We start from the raw sequence: 14763 nt of genomic DNA on the forward strand, positions 1-14763 counted from the left end.
TACGATCGCGTGAGAATAGGGCAGTCCTTTTGGGGCTGCCCCTTTTTGTTACATAGGAGACTCCTATGTAACAAACCGACCGGCAGGATCGCAGGATTCTTTTGATCTGTCAGTATTCCCATCTTCATCCCTGATCCATACAGGGGTTCAAAAGAAGGGAGGCCTCGAAAATGCCATTCCCGTATTTGTACCGCAGGACACCGTGATACCGTTCTGCCAGATAACGTACGGAGGCAGTGCCTGTTCCGGTGTGCTCCCTTTTGGAGGAGAGAAAATGCCCATCCTGTTCACGGATCTCATGGGTGTAGGAGTTTGAGATGGATAGGGTGATCATGGACTCTCCGGACAGGCAGATATTGGCGGTGATAAATGGCTGCTGTTCGGATTCCTGACGCAGGCAGGACTCCAGGGCATTGGAAAGGAGGTTTCCCAGGATAGTGCAGAAGTCAATTTCCGGCAGGGGAAGGTCCTTTGGAAGGGTAATGTTGGTGGTCACACGGATGAGATGCTTTTGGGCCTCCTCCAGATAGTAATTAAGAAGAGCGTTGGCAGAGAGGTTGGAGCAGTATTGGACATTGGAGACAGGATGGCTGTTTCCAAGATAGGAATCAATATAGTTTAAGGCAGCGTCAAGGCTGCCGTGCTCCAGAAGACCTTTTACTGTGACAAAGTGATGGCGGAAATTGTGGCGTGATTCCATCATCTGCTCCAGGGTCTGCTCAAGCTGTTCCATTTGTGCGGTCTGTACATCTGTCAGAAGCTTCGAGGTCTTATATTGTTCACGGATGGCATAGCTTTGGGAGAGCTTTGAAAGAGTATGGAAGGTAACATAGTGGATGATACAGACGCAGGCCAGCCAGCACACGGAAACCAGCGCAAGGCCAGGCGGATAGGCGGGCAGCCGGGCAGGAAAAATGTTAACAGGCGTAAAGCGGAACATGATAAAAAAGATAACCGGAATGGCGATGAACAGCCTCCATTCTGCCAGGGAAAGCACATAGGCAGCAGTCCTGTCAGGAGGCAGAGAAGCCAGATGACAGGCACATAGGCAGACGAGGATCAGGAAAAAAAGTCCGAGGATAAGATGCAGCCCATTTGCATTTGCCAGGGCGGTAACGGACTGGAAACAGAAAATGGCGGCATCGGTAACATTTTTAAAGACAAAAAGAGTGTAGATGATCGCCAACACATTTGTTTTTGTCAGGAAAAGACAGAGTAGGACAGAAAAGAGCATAAAAACACAATCAATAGAAAAAGACCGGTAGAAGGCGCCGGAAGCAGCATCTGCCAGAAGCAGCTGCAAAAAGGACACAAAAAACAGGTATCCCATAAGAATACCTGTAAGTTTGCATGGAGAAAAGCGGCAGTCTTTTCGGAAAATCACAAAAAACGGCAGAATCATAGCTGCTGTCTCAGCCAGGATCATGGATAGATACCGGATGTTTGTGAAAGTCATCCATTGCCTCCGTTCAATTTGTGGAACTGGTAATCTGCAAATTGCTGCTGGATCTGCGGGCGCAGGTTCCTTGCAATGGGCAGGTGTTCTCCTGAAGTTACGATGAACTCTGTTTTGAGCAGAGCAGTTACTTTATCCATATTAATAATGCAGTTGCGGTAGCAGCATAAGAATTGGGGAAGGTGCAGCAGCAGTGGTGAAAATGCATCAAATTTCATATAAGTGCGAACCACACGTCCTGGAAGGTGGATCTGTATATAGTGATTAAAATAATCCGTATACAGGATATCATCCACCATGATCTTTACCATGATGCGGCTTTCCTTTACCTCAATATAGTGCCTGGGCTGTTTTTTCTTAGAAGAACGGTAATAATCCATGGTACGGCGCAGGCTGCCATAGGAAATCGGTTTTACAAGATAATCAAGTGCTCTGACCTCATATCCCTTTAATGCAAAATCAGGACTGACAGTGGTAAAGATAATGGAGCACTGTTCATCCTCCCTGCGTATCCTGTCAGCAAGCTGAAGCCCCAAAGCTTCACCGTTATTCAGAAAGATATCAATAAATATTAAATCAAAAGCGCCGGATTTCCAGGTATGCAGAAAATCCGACGCAGTGTGGAAAAGGGTTGTCTGCTGACATAAATGTACACCAGAACAATATGTAGTTATAAATTCGGACAGACGCAGTGCATCGTCCTTTGAATCTTCAATAATCGCTATCTTCAATTGGAAGCCTCGTAAATGTCAGGATCAGTTAGATTCCTTCTGTTTAAATCCAGTATAATATACAAATTTTTAAAAAGCAAGAATAATTGGAATAAGTTGTAAAAAATGTGAGCATACTGGTTCTGTGCAGCTGCAGTCGTTATTCTGCAGCGTGAAAGGAGACCAGAATCAATGGGAAAATCAAAGACAAAAAAGAGCGGGCCCTTTGATCCGAAGGATTTCAGCCCTGAAGAGCAGCTGAAATTTGAGATCGCCCAGGAATTAGGGCTGGACGGAAAAGTGATGGAGAATGGCTGGAGGAGCCTGACAGCAAAGGAAAGCGGAAAGATCGGCGGACTTATCACCAAAAGAAAGAGGGAGATGAAGGCAGAGGCATTGAAAGCAGAGGAAAGTTAAGCTATACTTGAGGAAGAGAACATACTGTGCATACCGGTAAAGGAGATACAGATGAAAATCGGGATGATCTGTTTTACAGCCCTCGGCGCAGAGCTTGTCCGCAGGCTGTTTTGCGAGTTTGTGGAGGCAGGGGAGGACTGTGAGGCCTATGTGCCGGAGCGTTTTCTCCTGCCCCAGTGGAGGGCAGAGGGCCTGAGGGAGCGGGACATGGAGTTAAAGCAGTGGTGCGGTCTCATGTTTGACCAGGGCCGCGCTATGGTATTTGTGGGAGCTGTGGGAATTGCTGTCAGAGGGATCGCCCCCTGGGTCCGTGATAAGATGACAGATCCCCCGGTAGTGGCAGTGGACGAGGCAGGACAGTTTGCGGTTCCTCTTCTCTCCGGCCACGTGGGAGGGGCCAACAGGCTGGCTCTCAGGATAGGGGACATTTTGGGGGCAGTTCCTGTGATCACAACAGCTACGGATGTGAACGGCCTGTTTGCCGTGGATCTGTTTGCCGCCGGAAACGGCCTTGCCATCACAGACAGGGAGGAGGCAAAGGCGCTGTCTGCCAGTCTGCTGGAAGGAAAAAAAGCAGGATTTTTCAGCGATCTTCCCTGCAATGGGATACCGGAGGGCTGCACATCAGAGGCCTGCGCCCACAATATATGGGTGACCATAAGAAGCAGCACTGCGCCCCGTCCTGTACCGCTTATGGAAAAGTCCTGCCTGCGCCTGGTGCCGAAGGCGGTAGTCCTGGGGATCGGATGCAGGAGGGGAACAGACCAAGCAGCCTTAAAGGCACTCGTCGGGAAGATCCTGGAAGAAAATGGGATCGACATAAGGTCAGTAAAGGCCCTGGCTTCCATTGACGTAAAAAGGGATGAGGAGGCCATCCGTTCCCTGTTGGAGGAATATGGCTGGGAAGGACGGTTCTACTGTGCAGAAAAGCTTTCTGAAATTCAGGGAGAGTTTGCAGAATCAGAATTTGTGAGGAAGACCGTTGGCGTGGGAAATGTCTGCGAGCGCGCGGCCTGCATGGGAGGAGGAAGGCTGCTCATAAGAAAACAGGCAGCAGAGGGGATCACGGTGGCGGCGGCATTGGAGATCACAGGCGTAGTGGATATCGGCTGCGGCTGCCAGCCGGGCGCATGTAGGTTTACAGGGAAATAAGGATTGTGAAATCTGGTAGGACATGCTATACTTTAAAATTAGGTAGCTATTCAGAAAAACTGGCACAGGGAGATGGCATGGATACATATGGTTCTACCAAACAGAAAAAATTAAGATGGGGTTATACCACAGGTACTTGTGCGGCAGCGGCTTCCCTGGCAGCTGCCGCTATGCTGTTGTCCGGAGAGAGGAGAGAACAGGTCTTCCTCCTGACTCCCAAAGGTATCAGGCTGCATCTGGACATAGAGGAGATCAGGCAGAAGAAGGAGATGGTCTCCTGCGCCGTGAGAAAGGATGGGGGAGATGATCCGGATGTGACAGACGGCCTGCTTGTGTATTCTACTGTGAAAGTGGGAGACGTCAGCAAAAATAAAGGGGATTTTTGCAGAGAAAGTGGGGATTTTGAGTATAAAACGGAAGCATTTTCTCTTATATTAAAGGGTGGAGTGGGAATCGGAAGGGTTACAAAGCCGGGACTCAGCTGCAAAGTGGGGGAAGCGGCCATTAATCCGGTTCCCAGAAGGATGATATTCGAGCAGGTGGCGGCCGTATGCAGGGAAAAGGGGTTTCAGGGGAAGCTTTCCATAGAAATTTCCGTTCCCGACGGGAGAGAGGCGGCAGAGCGCACCTTTAATCCAAAGCTTGGGATCGTGGGAGGAATATCCATCCTGGGCACAAGCGGTATTGTGGAGCCCATGAGCGAGGCGGCTCTCATAGAGACCATACGCCTGGAGCTCAGGCAAAAGCATCTTTCAGGTATGGACAGGCTCATGGTGACGCCGGGAAATTACGGAGAGGCCTTTTTAAGCCGCCATCTGGGGCTGGATCTGGAGCAGGCAGTAAAATGCAGCAATTATATCGGTGCAGCTCTTGACATGGCAGCCCAGGAGGGAATAAAGGAGATCCTTCTCATCGGCCATGGTGGGAAGCTGATCAAGATAGCCGGGGGCATCATGAACACCCATTCCTCCGTGGCAGATGGCAGAATGGAGATCCTGGGGGCCCATGCGTCTGTCTGCGGTGCAGAGGGCCCTCTGGTGGAACAGGTGCTGGATGCCGTGACAGTGGATCAGGGCCTGGCTCTTTTAGAGACCGTGCCGGGGCTTCGGGAGAGGACAATGGACAGGATCATGGAGAGGATCGGCCGCAGCTTAAGGAGGCGGGCCGGGGACAGTCTGAAGGTGGAGGCCCTTGTATTTACAAACGAGCGCGGGGTATTGGGGCAGACTCCCGGAGCAGAGGAAATGATGAAAGGGTTCCGCCGCCGTTCAATCAGCGGATCTGAACAGGAATAGAAGAAAAAAGCAGCGGTGCTTCAAGGAACGGCTGCAAAGAAAGGAAAGACAATGGTACACATAGTAGGCGCAGGCCCAGGGGCAGTGGATCTGATCACTGTCAGGGGAAAAAAGCTTTTGGAACAGGCAGATGTGGTCATTTATGCAGGCTCCCTGGTAAATAAGGAGCTGCTCCAGTATACAAAAAAGGAGGCAGATCTTTTTGACAGCGCCTCCATGACGCTGGAGGAGGTCATGGAAGTGGTAGAAAGGGCGGAGGCAGAAGGAAAAGAGACTGTACGCCTCCATACGGGAGATCCCTGTGTATACGGCGCTATCCGGGAACAGATGGACCGGATGGCCGAAAAAGGGATCTCCTATGACATCTGTCCGGGGGTGAGCTCCTTCTGCGGCGCAGCGGCAGCCCTGGGAATGGAATATACCCTTCCGGGCATTTCCCAGAGCGTTGTCATCACAAGGATGGCGGGAAGGACGCCTGTGCCTGAAAGGGAGAGCATACGCAGCTTTGCGGCTCATGGGGCTTCCATGGTGGTATTCTTAAGCGCCGGAATGCTGGAAGGACTTAGCAGAGAGCTGAAGGCAGGGGGATACAGGGAGGATACCCCGGCAGCCATTGTCTACAAGGCCACATGGCCGGAGGAGAAGGTGGTGCGCTGCACCGTAGGCACTCTGGCAGAGGCAGCGAGAGCAGAGGGAATATCCAAAACAGCCCTGATCGTGGTGGGGGATTCCGTTGCACAGACAGGATATGAGCGCTCAAAGCTCTACGATCCCGGTTTCACCACCGGCTGCAGGGAGAAGACAGAGACAAAGGAACCCGGCACACTCTATGTGATCGGCATGGGTCCGGGAAAGCCGGAGCAGATGACGGTGCAGGCTCAGGAGGCATTGGCAAAAAGCCAGGTCATTGCAGGCTATACGGTGTATATAGAGCTGGTAAAGCCCTATTTCCCGGACAAGGAGTACATCACTACTGCCATGACGCGGGAGGAGGAGCGCTGCCGTCTGGCTCTTAAGTGCTGTGCAGAGGGGAAGGAGACATCCATGATCTGCAGCGGCGATGCCGGAGTGTACGGCATGGCAGGGCTGATACTTGAGCTGGCTGTGGAATATCCGGAGGTTCCTGTAAGGATCATACCGGGGATCACAGCTGCCTGCGCAGGAGCAGCCATCCTGGGAGCACCGCTGATGCATGATTTTGCCGTTGTCAGCTTAAGCGACAGGCTGACGCCCTTAGAGACCATATGGGAGCGCATTGAACACGCCGCTGCGGCTGACTTTGTCATATGCATCTACAACCCTGCCAGCAAGGGAAGGCCGGACTATTTCCGCCAGGCCTGCGAGAGGATCTTAAAATACAGGGGCGAGGACACAGTCTGCGGCCTGGCCTCTAAGATCGGGCGGGACGGCGAGGAGTGCAGGGTGATGACGCTGGGGGAGATCCTTCATTTCCCGGCAGATATGTTCACCACAGTCTATATTGGAAATTCGAAAACAAAGCAGATAGGAAACTGTATGGTAACACCCAGAGGCTACAGATATGAGAAGAGATAAAAAGATCGCATTATTTGCAGGGACCACAGAGGGACGGCTTTTGGCGGGCTGGCTCTATGAGATGGGCATAAGGGGCTTTGTATGGGCAGCTACCGAGTATGGAGGGGAGCTGCTGCTCCAGGAGCTGAAGGACAAGCATTGGAAGAAAAACAGAGGCGGAAGCGGTCAGGGGCCGGATTCGCTGCGGGATGGAACCCTGGGTTTTCAGGTGGGCTGGGGGCGCCTTGACAGGGATGAGATGGAGAATATGCTGGCAGCCCAGAAGCCTTCCCTGGTGATCGATGCCACCCACCCGTACGCGGTTTTGGTGAGCGCCAACATCCGTGAGGCCTGCAGGGCCCAGGGCATTGAGATGATACGCTGCCTTCGGGAGGCCTCAAAGGTGGAGAAGGACGGGGAAGGGCCGGAGATGATGTATTTCTCCCACATGGAGGAGGCGGTATCCTGGCTGTCCACTGTCCGCGGGAATGTTCTGGTGACAACAGGCAGCAAGGAGCTTCACAGCTTTACAGGGCTTCGGGATTACAGGAGGCGGATCTATGCAAGGGTGCTGCCTGTGGAGGACTCTATCCGCCTATGCCGTGAATTGGGGCTGGAGGGACAGCATATCATAGGGATGCAGGGACCGTTTTCCACGGAAATGAACCTGGCGCTGCTGAAGGAATATAACTGCCGCTATCTTGTGACAAAGGATGGAGGAAATGCAGGCGGCTTTGGGGAAAAGCTCCAGGCTGCCGCTCTGGCAGGCGCCACAGCCGTGGTGATCCTGCGCCCTGAGGACAGGGGCATTTCTCTGGAGGAAGTGAAAAATAAGGTAAAGGAGTGGATGGGCTGTGAATAAGATCATTTATCTCATCGGCATTGGCATGGGAGGAGAGGAGCAGCTGACAGGTCAGGCAATGGACTGTCTGGAGGCGGCTCAAGCTGTGATGGGCGCAGACAGGATGTTAGACAGCGTCAGAGGGTTTACCGATGGAAAGCCGGTGCTCTCTGCCTACCGTCCCAGTGATATGGTCCAGTGGCTTTCTTCCTTTTCGTGGGAGGAGGCAGCCCTGGTGCTCTCAGGGGATACCGGCTTTTACAGCGGTGCCGAGGCAGCCTCAAAGGCCTTTGAGCGGGAAGGCTGGGATGTGGAATATATCCCAGGGATCTCCAGCTTGTCCTATTTCTGCGCCAGGCTGGGAAGGAGCTGGCAGGATGTGCGGGCAGTCAGCAGCCACGGAAGGGAGCTGGACGCAGTCGCCAACATCAGGAGGTACAGGACCTGCTTCCTCCTGCTGGGAGGGCCGGGCAGTGTGCCGGAGCTGTGCCGGGAGCTTGTGAGCAATGGGCTGGGAAATGTTTCCATCTGTGCTGGGGAGAACTTTTCCTATGATGATGAGCGCATCACCTGGGATCTGACTCCTGCGGAGATGATCATGGAGGATGAACATGATCCCTTCGGAGGCCTTGCCTGTGTCCTTGTGGAGAATTCCCAGGCGGAGGAGGGAAATCTGTACCCGGCGGCCGGAATCCGCGACGAGGAATTTATCCGGGGCCAGGTCCCCATGACAAAGGAGACCGTGCGCAGGCTTTCCATAGAGCTGCTGCGCATAGGGGACAATGCTGTCTGCTATGACATCGGTGCAGGCACTGGCTCCGTTGCCGTGGAAATGGGCCTGGAGGTCAGGCGCAGGTGTAAGGGAGGACAGGTGTATGCCATTGAAAAGAAGCAGGATGCCCTGGAGCTCATAGAGGCCAACAGCAGGAAATTCCACGGAAGCTGGTCAGGCTTTCACATTGTGGAGGGAGAAGCCCCGGAGGCCCTGGAGGGGCTTAAGTCGCCTACTCATGCATTTATCGGCGGAAGCGGGCGCAGGATGAAGGAGATCCTGGGCTGGCTGTTAAAGGCAAATCCGAAGGTGCGCATTGTGGCAAATGCCATCACCTTGGAGACTGTGGCGGAGATCCTGGACTGCATGAAGGAATACGGCTTTCAGGACACACAGATGGTGCAGGTCTCGGCTGCGCCTGTGGAGCTGGTGGGAGGCTATCATATGACAAAGGCTCAGAATCCGGTCTATGTGGCGGTGATGCAGTACCCTTCCGGTGAGGAGGAGGATATTGAATGGCAGGCTTTCTGATCGCAGCCCCCAAAAGCGGCAGCGGAAAGACCATGGTGACCTGCGGGATCCTGGAGGTCTTAAAGAGAAGGGGCAAAAGGCCCTGGGCCTTTAAATGCGGGCCTGATTATATAGACGGCCTCTTTCACCGGCAGGTGCTCCAGGTAGAAGGCGGAAACCTGGACAGCTTTTTTGAGACAGAGGAGCATTTGCGGAGGAAATACAGGAGGGCGGAGGCAGAGCATTTTGTGGTGGCAGAGGGCGTCATGGGATATTTTGACGGCCTGGGAGGCACCCTTCCGGACGCCAGCTCCTGGGAGATAGCAGATATCCTTCGTATTCCTGTGGTCCTGGTACTGGATGCAAAAGGAGCCAGCCTGTCCCTTGTAGCGCAGATCAAGGGCTTTCTGGATTATGAGGCAAAGCTGGGCCGGGGGGAGCGTCACATTGCCGCAGTGATATTTAACCGCATGTCAGCAGGAATGTATCCAAGAATGAAGGAAATAACAGAGGGCGAGCTGGGGATTTTGGCGGCAGGCTATGTGCCGGAGCTGGATTTCCTCAAGGTGGGAAGCAGGCACCTGGGGCTCATCCTTCCCGATGAAGTGGAAGGGCTGAAAATGCAGATGGAGCAGCTGGGGGATTGTCTGGAGGAAACATTGGATTGGGAGATCCTGGAAAGCCTTTCCGGTCCGAGCCTGAGCTTTGGGGAAGATGTTTCGCATTCGGTCTCTGAAAGCAGCCTTTATGCTGCCAAGAGAGGGCGCTTCCGCTTGGGAGTGGCCTGGGATGAGGCTTTTTGCTTTTATTACAGGGATAATTTAGAGGAAATGGAGGCTGTTGGGGCCGAAATCGTCTATTTCAGCCCTCTTCACGAGGACAAGCTGCCGGAGGGATTGGATGGGCTCCTCATCGGCGGCGGATACCCGGAAAATTATGCTGCGGAGCTGTCTGAAAATACAGCCATGCGGCAGGCGGTTGCCCTGGCGGCCGCACAGGGAATGCCCATCCTGGCAGAGTGCGGCGGATACCTGTATCTGCTGGAGGAGCTGGAGGGGCTGGATGGAGTGTTTTATCCCATGACAGGGATTTTTGAGGGGAAAGGCTGCAGAAAGGGAAAAAACAGCCGTTTTGGATATGTTGCCCTGGCAGCAGAGCAGGATACGCCCTACCTGCTGCGCGGAGAGGAGATAAAAGGCCACGAGTTTCATTACTGGGACTGCCGGACAGCGGACAGCTCCTGGCAGATGAGGGCGGTAAAGCCTGTGGGAAAAAGAACCTGGCCCTGTATGCGCGTCTGCGGACAGGTGATGGCAGGCTTTCCGCATCTCTACTATCCGTCGGCCCCCGCTTTTGTGGAGCGGTTTTCCAGGGCGTGCAGGAGATTTGGCGTTACTGTTCGCAGAACGGCTGCTTTTTAGACGTGCTGTGAACAGTAACGATTTGGCAGGACATAGAAGGAGGACAGAAGAAAATGACATTGGAAGAGGCGGTCAGACAGACAGAGGAGGCGGACAAGTCTGCCAAAGCACTGGCGAGAGCGCGGTGGGATAAGGTCGCAAAGCCCCTTAACAGCTTAGGCGTGCTGGAGGAGGATATTGTGCGCATTGCAGGGGCGCAGGGGGATCCGGCTGTTTCCCTGGAGGAGAAGTGGATCGCTGTTATGTGCAGCGACAACGGGATCGTGGAAGAGGGAGTGACCCAGACGGGCCAGTCCGTAACAGGGATCGTGGCAGAAAATATGGCAAAGGGAACCTCCTGCGTGTGCCGTATGGCGGCCTGCGCCGGGGCAAACGTATTTCCGGTGGATGTGGGGATCGCAGGTGATATCCATGTACCTGGTCTCCTTCAAAGAAAGACTGCCTACGGAACCGGAAATTTTCTAAAGGGTCCTGCCATGAGCCGCAGCCAGGCCATAGAGGCGCTTCAGACGGGGATAGAAGTGGCGAGCATGTTAAAGGAAAAGGGCTGCCGTCTGGCGGGCACAGGTGAGATGGGCATTGGAAATACCACAACAGCCAGCGCAGTGATCTCCGTCCTGCTGGGAAAGGAGCCGGAAGAGGTGACAGGCCGCGGAGCCGGGCTCTCGCTGGAGGGCTACAGAAGGAAGGTGGAGGTCATCAAGCAGGGTATAAGTCTTCACAGGCCGGACGCTTCTGACGCTATCGATGTGCTGTCAAAGGTGGGAGGCTTTGATCTGGCGGCACTGACTGGATTCTACATAGGCTGCAGCGCAAGGAAGCTCCCGGTGGTGCTGGATGGGCTCATCACCGGAGCGGCAGCTCTGGCAGCAGTCACGATCTGCCCGAATACAAAGGACTATCTCATTGCCTCCCACGTTTCCGCAGAACCGGCAGGCGCCATGGTGCTGGAGGCATTGGAACTTCAGCCGGCGATCCGGGCAGGTATGTGTCTGGGAGAGGGCACAGGTGCAGCCGCCATTTTTCCGCTCCTTGACATGGCGGCTGTGATCTACCATGATATGGGCAGCTTTGAAGATATCAAGGTAGAGCAGTACCAGCATTTAATATGAAAGTGTTGTCAAGCGGCTGTACGGACTGCGTGCTCGCACGCAGGGACGTACAGACATTTGACAACCAAGCCGGTATGAGGAAGCAGGCCGCCAGGCCGGATTGCGAATACCGGCGGCAGCTGCGGGAGCGCAAAGCGCGGAGCAGCTGACTTTCAAGTTAAGAGAGTGTTGTCAAGCGGCTGTACGGACTGCGTGCTCGCACGCAAGGACGTACAGACATTTGACAACCAAGCCGGTATGAGGAAGCAGGCCGCGAGGCCGGATTGCGGATGGTTGGATGGAGAAATGTAATGATCGTACTTGTGACAGGCGGAAGCGGAAGCGGAAAATCAGAATATGCAGAGCAGCTTGTGATGAGATTTGGGGATTGCAGGCGCTTTTATGTTGCTACAATGGAGGTTTTCGGAGAGGAAGGGCGGGAGAAGGTCCTACGCCACAAAAGGCTGCGCCGGGGAAAGGGCTTTGTCACACTGGAGCGGCAGCGGAACATGGGAGGCCTTGAGCTGCATGGCACAGGAGAAAGGGCAGTCCTGCTGGAATGCGTGTCAAATCTGGCTGCCAATGAGATGTTTGGCGGAGGAGAGACTGAGGAAGCAGGGCAGGGCGGACAGGAGCTGCAAATCAACCGGGCAGAACAGGAAAGCCAGGAGAAGGATATCAGCCCGCCGCAGGCAGACCAGTTAGCGGACCGCATTTTCGGCGGGATCTGCCGCCTTTCCCGCCAGGCCGATCATATGGTGATCGTAACCAATGAGGTGGGAGCAGACGGGACTGCCTACGATCCATCCACAATGGAATATATCCGGCTTATGGGGCTTCTCAATCAGAGACTGGCCAGGATGGCGGACAGAGTAGTGGAGGTTGTGTACGGGATCCCGGTGGTCCTGAAAAATAGTAATGCTCGAAAAGACCTCGCGAACGATTTTTCATGCATCGCACGTAAAAGCCTAGAAGACAGGCTTTAAGTACTCGTAGCTATGAAAAATAGTAACGCTCGAAAAGACAAGCTCTAAGTGCTCGCAGCTATGAAAAAAGAAAAGGAAGGACATCCGGGAGAACTCATATGAATGTGATCTATTCCTGTATTATTGCGATATCGATGTATTCAAAGATCCCTATGCCTCAGGTGGACTGGACACCGGAGCGCATGCGGCATATCATGTGCTTCTTTCCGATCGTAGGCCTGTTAGAGGGGCTGTGCCTGGGAGGCTGGTTTTATATTGCCCTGGAGGTGATGGGCTTTTCCGTGGGGATGACATCATTGGTGGGGGCCGCTGTCCCGGTGCTTGTCACAGGCGGCATCCATCTGGATGGGTTTCTGGATACCATGGATGCCATCCATTCCTATGGCGACAGGGCGAAAAAGCTGGAGATCCTGAAGGATCCTCATGTGGGAGCCTTTGCCGTGATCTCTGCTGTGGCCTATGCCCTGCTCTATGCAGGCGTGCTCTGGGAGTATGTAAGCATGGTTGCCGTCAGGGGCCGGGAGGACATGGCAGCTTATGTGTTCCCTATGTGGCTCTTTACCATGGAACGGGCTTTCAGCGGATTGTCCGTGCTGACCTTTCCCTCTGCAAAAAAGGACGGCCTTGCCGCCTCCTTTGCCCAGGCTGCGGAGAAGAAAAAGGGCAGCCAGGTGCTCATTCTGTGGCTGCTCGTTCTGGCGGCAGCCGCCTTTGCATTCCTGAAAGGAAAGGGCGCAGGACTCGTATGCCTGACGGCAGCAGTCCAGCTGGCAGTATTTGTTTATTACCGCAGGATGTCAGACAGGGATTTCGGCGGCATTACCGGGGATCTGGCCGGATGGTTCCTCCAGGTCTGCGAACTGGCTTCCATGGGAGCGGCAGTGGTGTATCTGAAAATGTGGTGAAATAACAGCGTATGACGGAGGCCCGGCGGCTTCCGGTGTGAGGAGGAAAAAATAGGATGATTTTGGTGATCGGCGGCAGGGCCCAGGGAAAGCGCGGATTTGTCCGGAATCAGCTTTGCCGGGAGCAGACGTTCATCCAGTGGGCAGACGGAGAGAAGGACAGTTGGGATGTATTGATGAAAAGCGCTTATATTTTTGGACTTCACTGTTTGGTAAAGCGTTTTATAGAGGGGGACAGGACGCTTGAGGCGCCAGAGGGCTGGCTTTTGGCGGCAGAAATGGGAGGCGGCCCCATATCATGGGAGGAGCTTCCTGGCCGGCTGGCATCAGCGCTTCTGGAAGGCAAGAGAGACAGGATCATTGTGACGGATGAGATCGGTTATGGGATCGTTCCTATAGAGAAGCAGGAGCGCCTTTACCGGGAGATGACAGGGCGGCTCTGCTGTATCTTAGCAAAAGAGGCAGAGGAAGTCTGGCGGGTCTGCTGCGGCATAGGACAGAGGATAAAGTGAGATAAGGGTTCAGAACGGCGGGAAATGCACCGGATTTCCGATCAGATGGACATCCGATGCCTCTTGCATGGCTGCAGGCCGTGCAAGAGGATCAGCCGTTCGTGCAGGTATCAATTAAGGAAGGAATCAGGAGGCAGATGAGAGAAACGTTGCTGGAAATGTGGAAATTTCATGGATGGGCCCTTTTGGCTGGCTGTATTGCAGACTGGATATTGGGGGATCCGCGCCATTTTCCCCATCCTGTCCGCCTGATGGGCTCCATGATCGCATACCTGGAAGGCGTGGTGCGCACAAGGCTTAAGGGGAGGGAACGCCTGGGCGGCTGTATTCTGGTGCTTACCATGTGCCTGGTCTGGACAGTCATTCCATTTTTGCTCTTTAAAGGCATTCGCTGTCTGGAGGGAGGAAGTCCGGGAAAGCTCCTGTTTCTGGCAGAGACCTTTGTGTGCTATCAGCTTCTGGCGGCAAAGGATCTCTGTGCTGAGAGCATGAAAGTTTTGAGAAGCCTGAAAAATGAAGGCCTGGCGGAGGCCAGAAGGGCAGTCTCCATGATCGTTGGCAGAGATACTGCTGTGCTGGATGAGGCAGGAGTTGCCAGAGCGGCAGTGGAGACTGTGGCGGAAAATGCTTCAGACGGAGTGATCGCCCCATTTTTCTATATGGCCCTCTTTGGCCCTGTGGGCGGCTGTATTTACAAGGCAGTGAATACCATGGATTCCATGGTGGGATATACGAACGAAAAATACAGGGAATTGGGCTGGGCGGCAGCAAAGCTGGATGATGCCGTGAATCTGATCCCGGCCAGGCTCACAGGCCTCCTTTTGGTGCTGGCAGCCTGGATCGCTCCTTGGGCAGACGGGAGAAGAGCCTGGACCATCTTTTTAAGGGACAGAAGAAACCACAAAAGCCCCAATTCTGCCCACGGGGAGGCGGCCTGCGCCGGGGCCCTGGGTCTTCGGTTAGCAGGAGATGCCTGGTATTTTGGAGAGCTGCACAAAAAGCCCTTTATAGGAGATGACATCAGGCCTGTAGAGCCGGAGGATATCCGGCGTGCCAACTGCCTGATGTTCTTAGCCCAGGCAATGCTCATGCTCCTGATTGCCTGCCTGCTGCTTCTGGCTTAAAACGGAAATGCATAATGAATACAAATACAGCGGAAAGG

15 protein-coding genes are annotated in these 14763 nt (G+C 53.9%); 13 read left to right on the forward strand and 2 right to left on the reverse strand.

From position 1 onward, the window contains the following. Positions 1 to 124: 124 nt before the first annotated feature. Positions 125 to 1456, reverse strand: a complete 1332-nt coding sequence (locus LIZ87_RS13790) for an ATP-binding protein (RefSeq protein WP_178316715.1) — start codon at positions 1454 to 1456, stop codon at positions 125 to 127. Then, entirely contained in the window at positions 1453 to 2187 is a 735-nt protein-coding gene (locus LIZ87_RS13795; protein ID WP_178316716.1) for a LytR/AlgR family response regulator transcription factor, read from the reverse strand. Before LIZ87_RS13795 ends, LIZ87_RS13790 begins: the two co-directional genes overlap by 4 nt. A gap of 171 nt (positions 2188 to 2358) precedes the next feature. Here LIZ87_RS13795 and LIZ87_RS13800 point away from each other — a divergent pair, with 171 nt between their 5' ends. From LIZ87_RS13800 to cbiB, 13 genes are all read left to right on the forward strand, one after another. Next, positions 2359 to 2583, forward strand: a complete 225-nt coding sequence (locus tag LIZ87_RS13800; protein ID WP_227147869.1) for a small, acid-soluble spore protein, alpha/beta type — start codon at positions 2359 to 2361, stop codon at positions 2581 to 2583. A gap of 51 nt (positions 2584 to 2634) precedes the next feature. Beyond that, a complete protein-coding gene (locus LIZ87_RS13805; RefSeq protein WP_227147871.1) occupies positions 2635 to 3735 on the forward strand; it encodes a cobalt-precorrin 5A hydrolase in 1101 nt (366 codons plus the stop codon). Between the two features lie 77 nt (positions 3736 to 3812). Next, complete coding sequence (gene cbiD, locus LIZ87_RS13810; protein WP_227147873.1) at positions 3813 to 5030, forward strand: cobalt-precorrin-5B (C(1))-methyltransferase CbiD; 1218 nt, start codon at positions 3813 to 3815, stop codon at positions 5028 to 5030. A 51-nt stretch (positions 5031 to 5081) separates the two neighbouring features. Further along, positions 5082 to 6584, forward strand: a complete 1503-nt coding sequence (gene cobM / locus LIZ87_RS13815) for a precorrin-4 C(11)-methyltransferase (RefSeq protein WP_227147875.1) — start codon at positions 5082 to 5084, stop codon at positions 6582 to 6584. Next, a complete protein-coding gene (gene cobK / locus LIZ87_RS13820) occupies positions 6571 to 7425 on the forward strand; it encodes a precorrin-6A reductase (RefSeq protein WP_178314329.1) in 855 nt (284 codons plus the stop codon). Before cobM ends, cobK begins: the two co-directional genes overlap by 14 nt. Further along, positions 7418 to 8707 carry a precorrin-6y C5,15-methyltransferase (decarboxylating) subunit CbiE gene (gene cbiE, locus LIZ87_RS22595; protein WP_227147876.1) on the forward strand — a complete coding sequence of 430 codons (1290 nt, stop codon included), beginning with the start codon at positions 7418 to 7420 and terminating at the stop codon, positions 8705 to 8707. The genes cobK and cbiE overlap by 8 nt, the downstream gene beginning before the upstream one ends. Beyond that, positions 8692 to 10107: a cobyrinate a,c-diamide synthase gene (locus LIZ87_RS13830; RefSeq protein WP_178316136.1), complete on the forward strand. Its 1416-nt coding sequence runs from the start codon at positions 8692 to 8694 to the stop codon at positions 10105 to 10107. The genes cbiE and LIZ87_RS13830 overlap by 16 nt, the downstream gene beginning before the upstream one ends. Positions 10108 to 10160: 53 nt before the next feature. Then, positions 10161 to 11219 carry a nicotinate-nucleotide--dimethylbenzimidazole phosphoribosyltransferase gene (cobT, locus tag LIZ87_RS13835; protein ID WP_227147877.1) on the forward strand — a complete coding sequence of 353 codons (1059 nt, stop codon included), beginning with the start codon at positions 10161 to 10163 and terminating at the stop codon, positions 11217 to 11219. Continuing rightward, positions 11216 to 11368 (forward strand): hypothetical protein, encoded by a 153-nt coding sequence (locus LIZ87_RS13840; protein ID WP_227147878.1) that lies wholly within the window; start codon positions 11216 to 11218, stop codon positions 11366 to 11368. Before cobT ends, LIZ87_RS13840 begins: the two co-directional genes overlap by 4 nt. 141 nt (positions 11369 to 11509) lie before the next feature. Beyond that, complete coding sequence (locus LIZ87_RS13845; RefSeq protein WP_227147934.1) at positions 11510 to 12184, forward strand: bifunctional adenosylcobinamide kinase/adenosylcobinamide-phosphate guanylyltransferase; 675 nt, start codon at positions 11510 to 11512, stop codon at positions 12182 to 12184. A 98-nt stretch (positions 12185 to 12282) separates the two neighbouring features. Further along, positions 12283 to 13089: an adenosylcobinamide-GDP ribazoletransferase gene (locus LIZ87_RS13850; RefSeq protein WP_178316057.1), complete on the forward strand. Its 807-nt coding sequence runs from the start codon at positions 12283 to 12285 to the stop codon at positions 13087 to 13089. A gap of 56 nt (positions 13090 to 13145) precedes the next feature. Further along, positions 13146 to 13601 carry a bifunctional adenosylcobinamide kinase/adenosylcobinamide-phosphate guanylyltransferase gene (locus LIZ87_RS13855; protein ID WP_178316058.1) on the forward strand — a complete coding sequence of 152 codons (456 nt, stop codon included), beginning with the start codon at positions 13146 to 13148 and terminating at the stop codon, positions 13599 to 13601. Positions 13602 to 13738: 137 nt separating this feature from the next. Further along, on the forward strand, positions 13739 to 14725 hold the full coding sequence (gene cbiB / locus LIZ87_RS13860; RefSeq protein WP_227147879.1) for an adenosylcobinamide-phosphate synthase CbiB: 987 nt from the start codon (positions 13739 to 13741) through the stop codon (positions 14723 to 14725). Positions 14726 to 14763: the final 38 nt, after the last annotated feature.

Source organism: Lacrimispora sp. 210928-DFI.3.58, from assembly GCF_020554865.1.
Taxonomy (GTDB): Bacteria; Bacillota; Clostridia; order Lachnospirales; family Lachnospiraceae; genus Enterocloster.

Bases quoted from the DNA above. Each gene is read 5' to 3' on its own strand.
- LIZ87_RS13840 (WP_227147878.1), top strand. From the start codon at position 11,216: ATGAAAGTGTTGTCAAGCGGCTGTACGGACTGCGTGCTCGCACGCAGG.
- cobM (WP_227147875.1), top strand. From the start codon at position 5,082: ATGGTACACATAGTAGGCGCAGGCCCAGGGGCAGTGGATCTGATCACT.
- cbiB (WP_227147879.1), top strand. From the start codon at position 13,739: ATGAGAGAAACGTTGCTGGAAATGTGGAAATTTCATGGATGGGCCCTT.
- LIZ87_RS13845 (WP_227147934.1), top strand. From the start codon at position 11,510: ATGATCGTACTTGTGACAGGCGGAAGCGGAAGCGGAAAATCAGAATAT.
- LIZ87_RS13800 (WP_227147869.1), top strand. From the start codon at position 2,359: ATGGGAAAATCAAAGACAAAAAAGAGCGGGCCCTTTGATCCGAAGGAT.
- LIZ87_RS13850 (WP_178316057.1), top strand. From the start codon at position 12,283: ATGAATGTGATCTATTCCTGTATTATTGCGATATCGATGTATTCAAAG.
- LIZ87_RS13830 (WP_178316136.1), top strand. From the start codon at position 8,692: ATGGCAGGCTTTCTGATCGCAGCCCCCAAAAGCGGCAGCGGAAAGACC.
- cbiD (WP_227147873.1), top strand. From the start codon at position 3,813: ATGGATACATATGGTTCTACCAAACAGAAAAAATTAAGATGGGGTTAT.
- cobK (WP_178314329.1), top strand. From the start codon at position 6,571: ATGAGAAGAGATAAAAAGATCGCATTATTTGCAGGGACCACAGAGGGA.
- LIZ87_RS13855 (WP_178316058.1), top strand. From the start codon at position 13,146: ATGATTTTGGTGATCGGCGGCAGGGCCCAGGGAAAGCGCGGATTTGTC.
- cobT (WP_227147877.1), top strand. From the start codon at position 10,161: ATGACATTGGAAGAGGCGGTCAGACAGACAGAGGAGGCGGACAAGTCT.
- LIZ87_RS13805 (WP_227147871.1), top strand. From the start codon at position 2,635: ATGAAAATCGGGATGATCTGTTTTACAGCCCTCGGCGCAGAGCTTGTC.
- LIZ87_RS13790 (WP_178316715.1), bottom strand. From the start codon at position 1,456: ATGACTTTCACAAACATCCGGTATCTATCCATGATCCTGGCTGAGACA.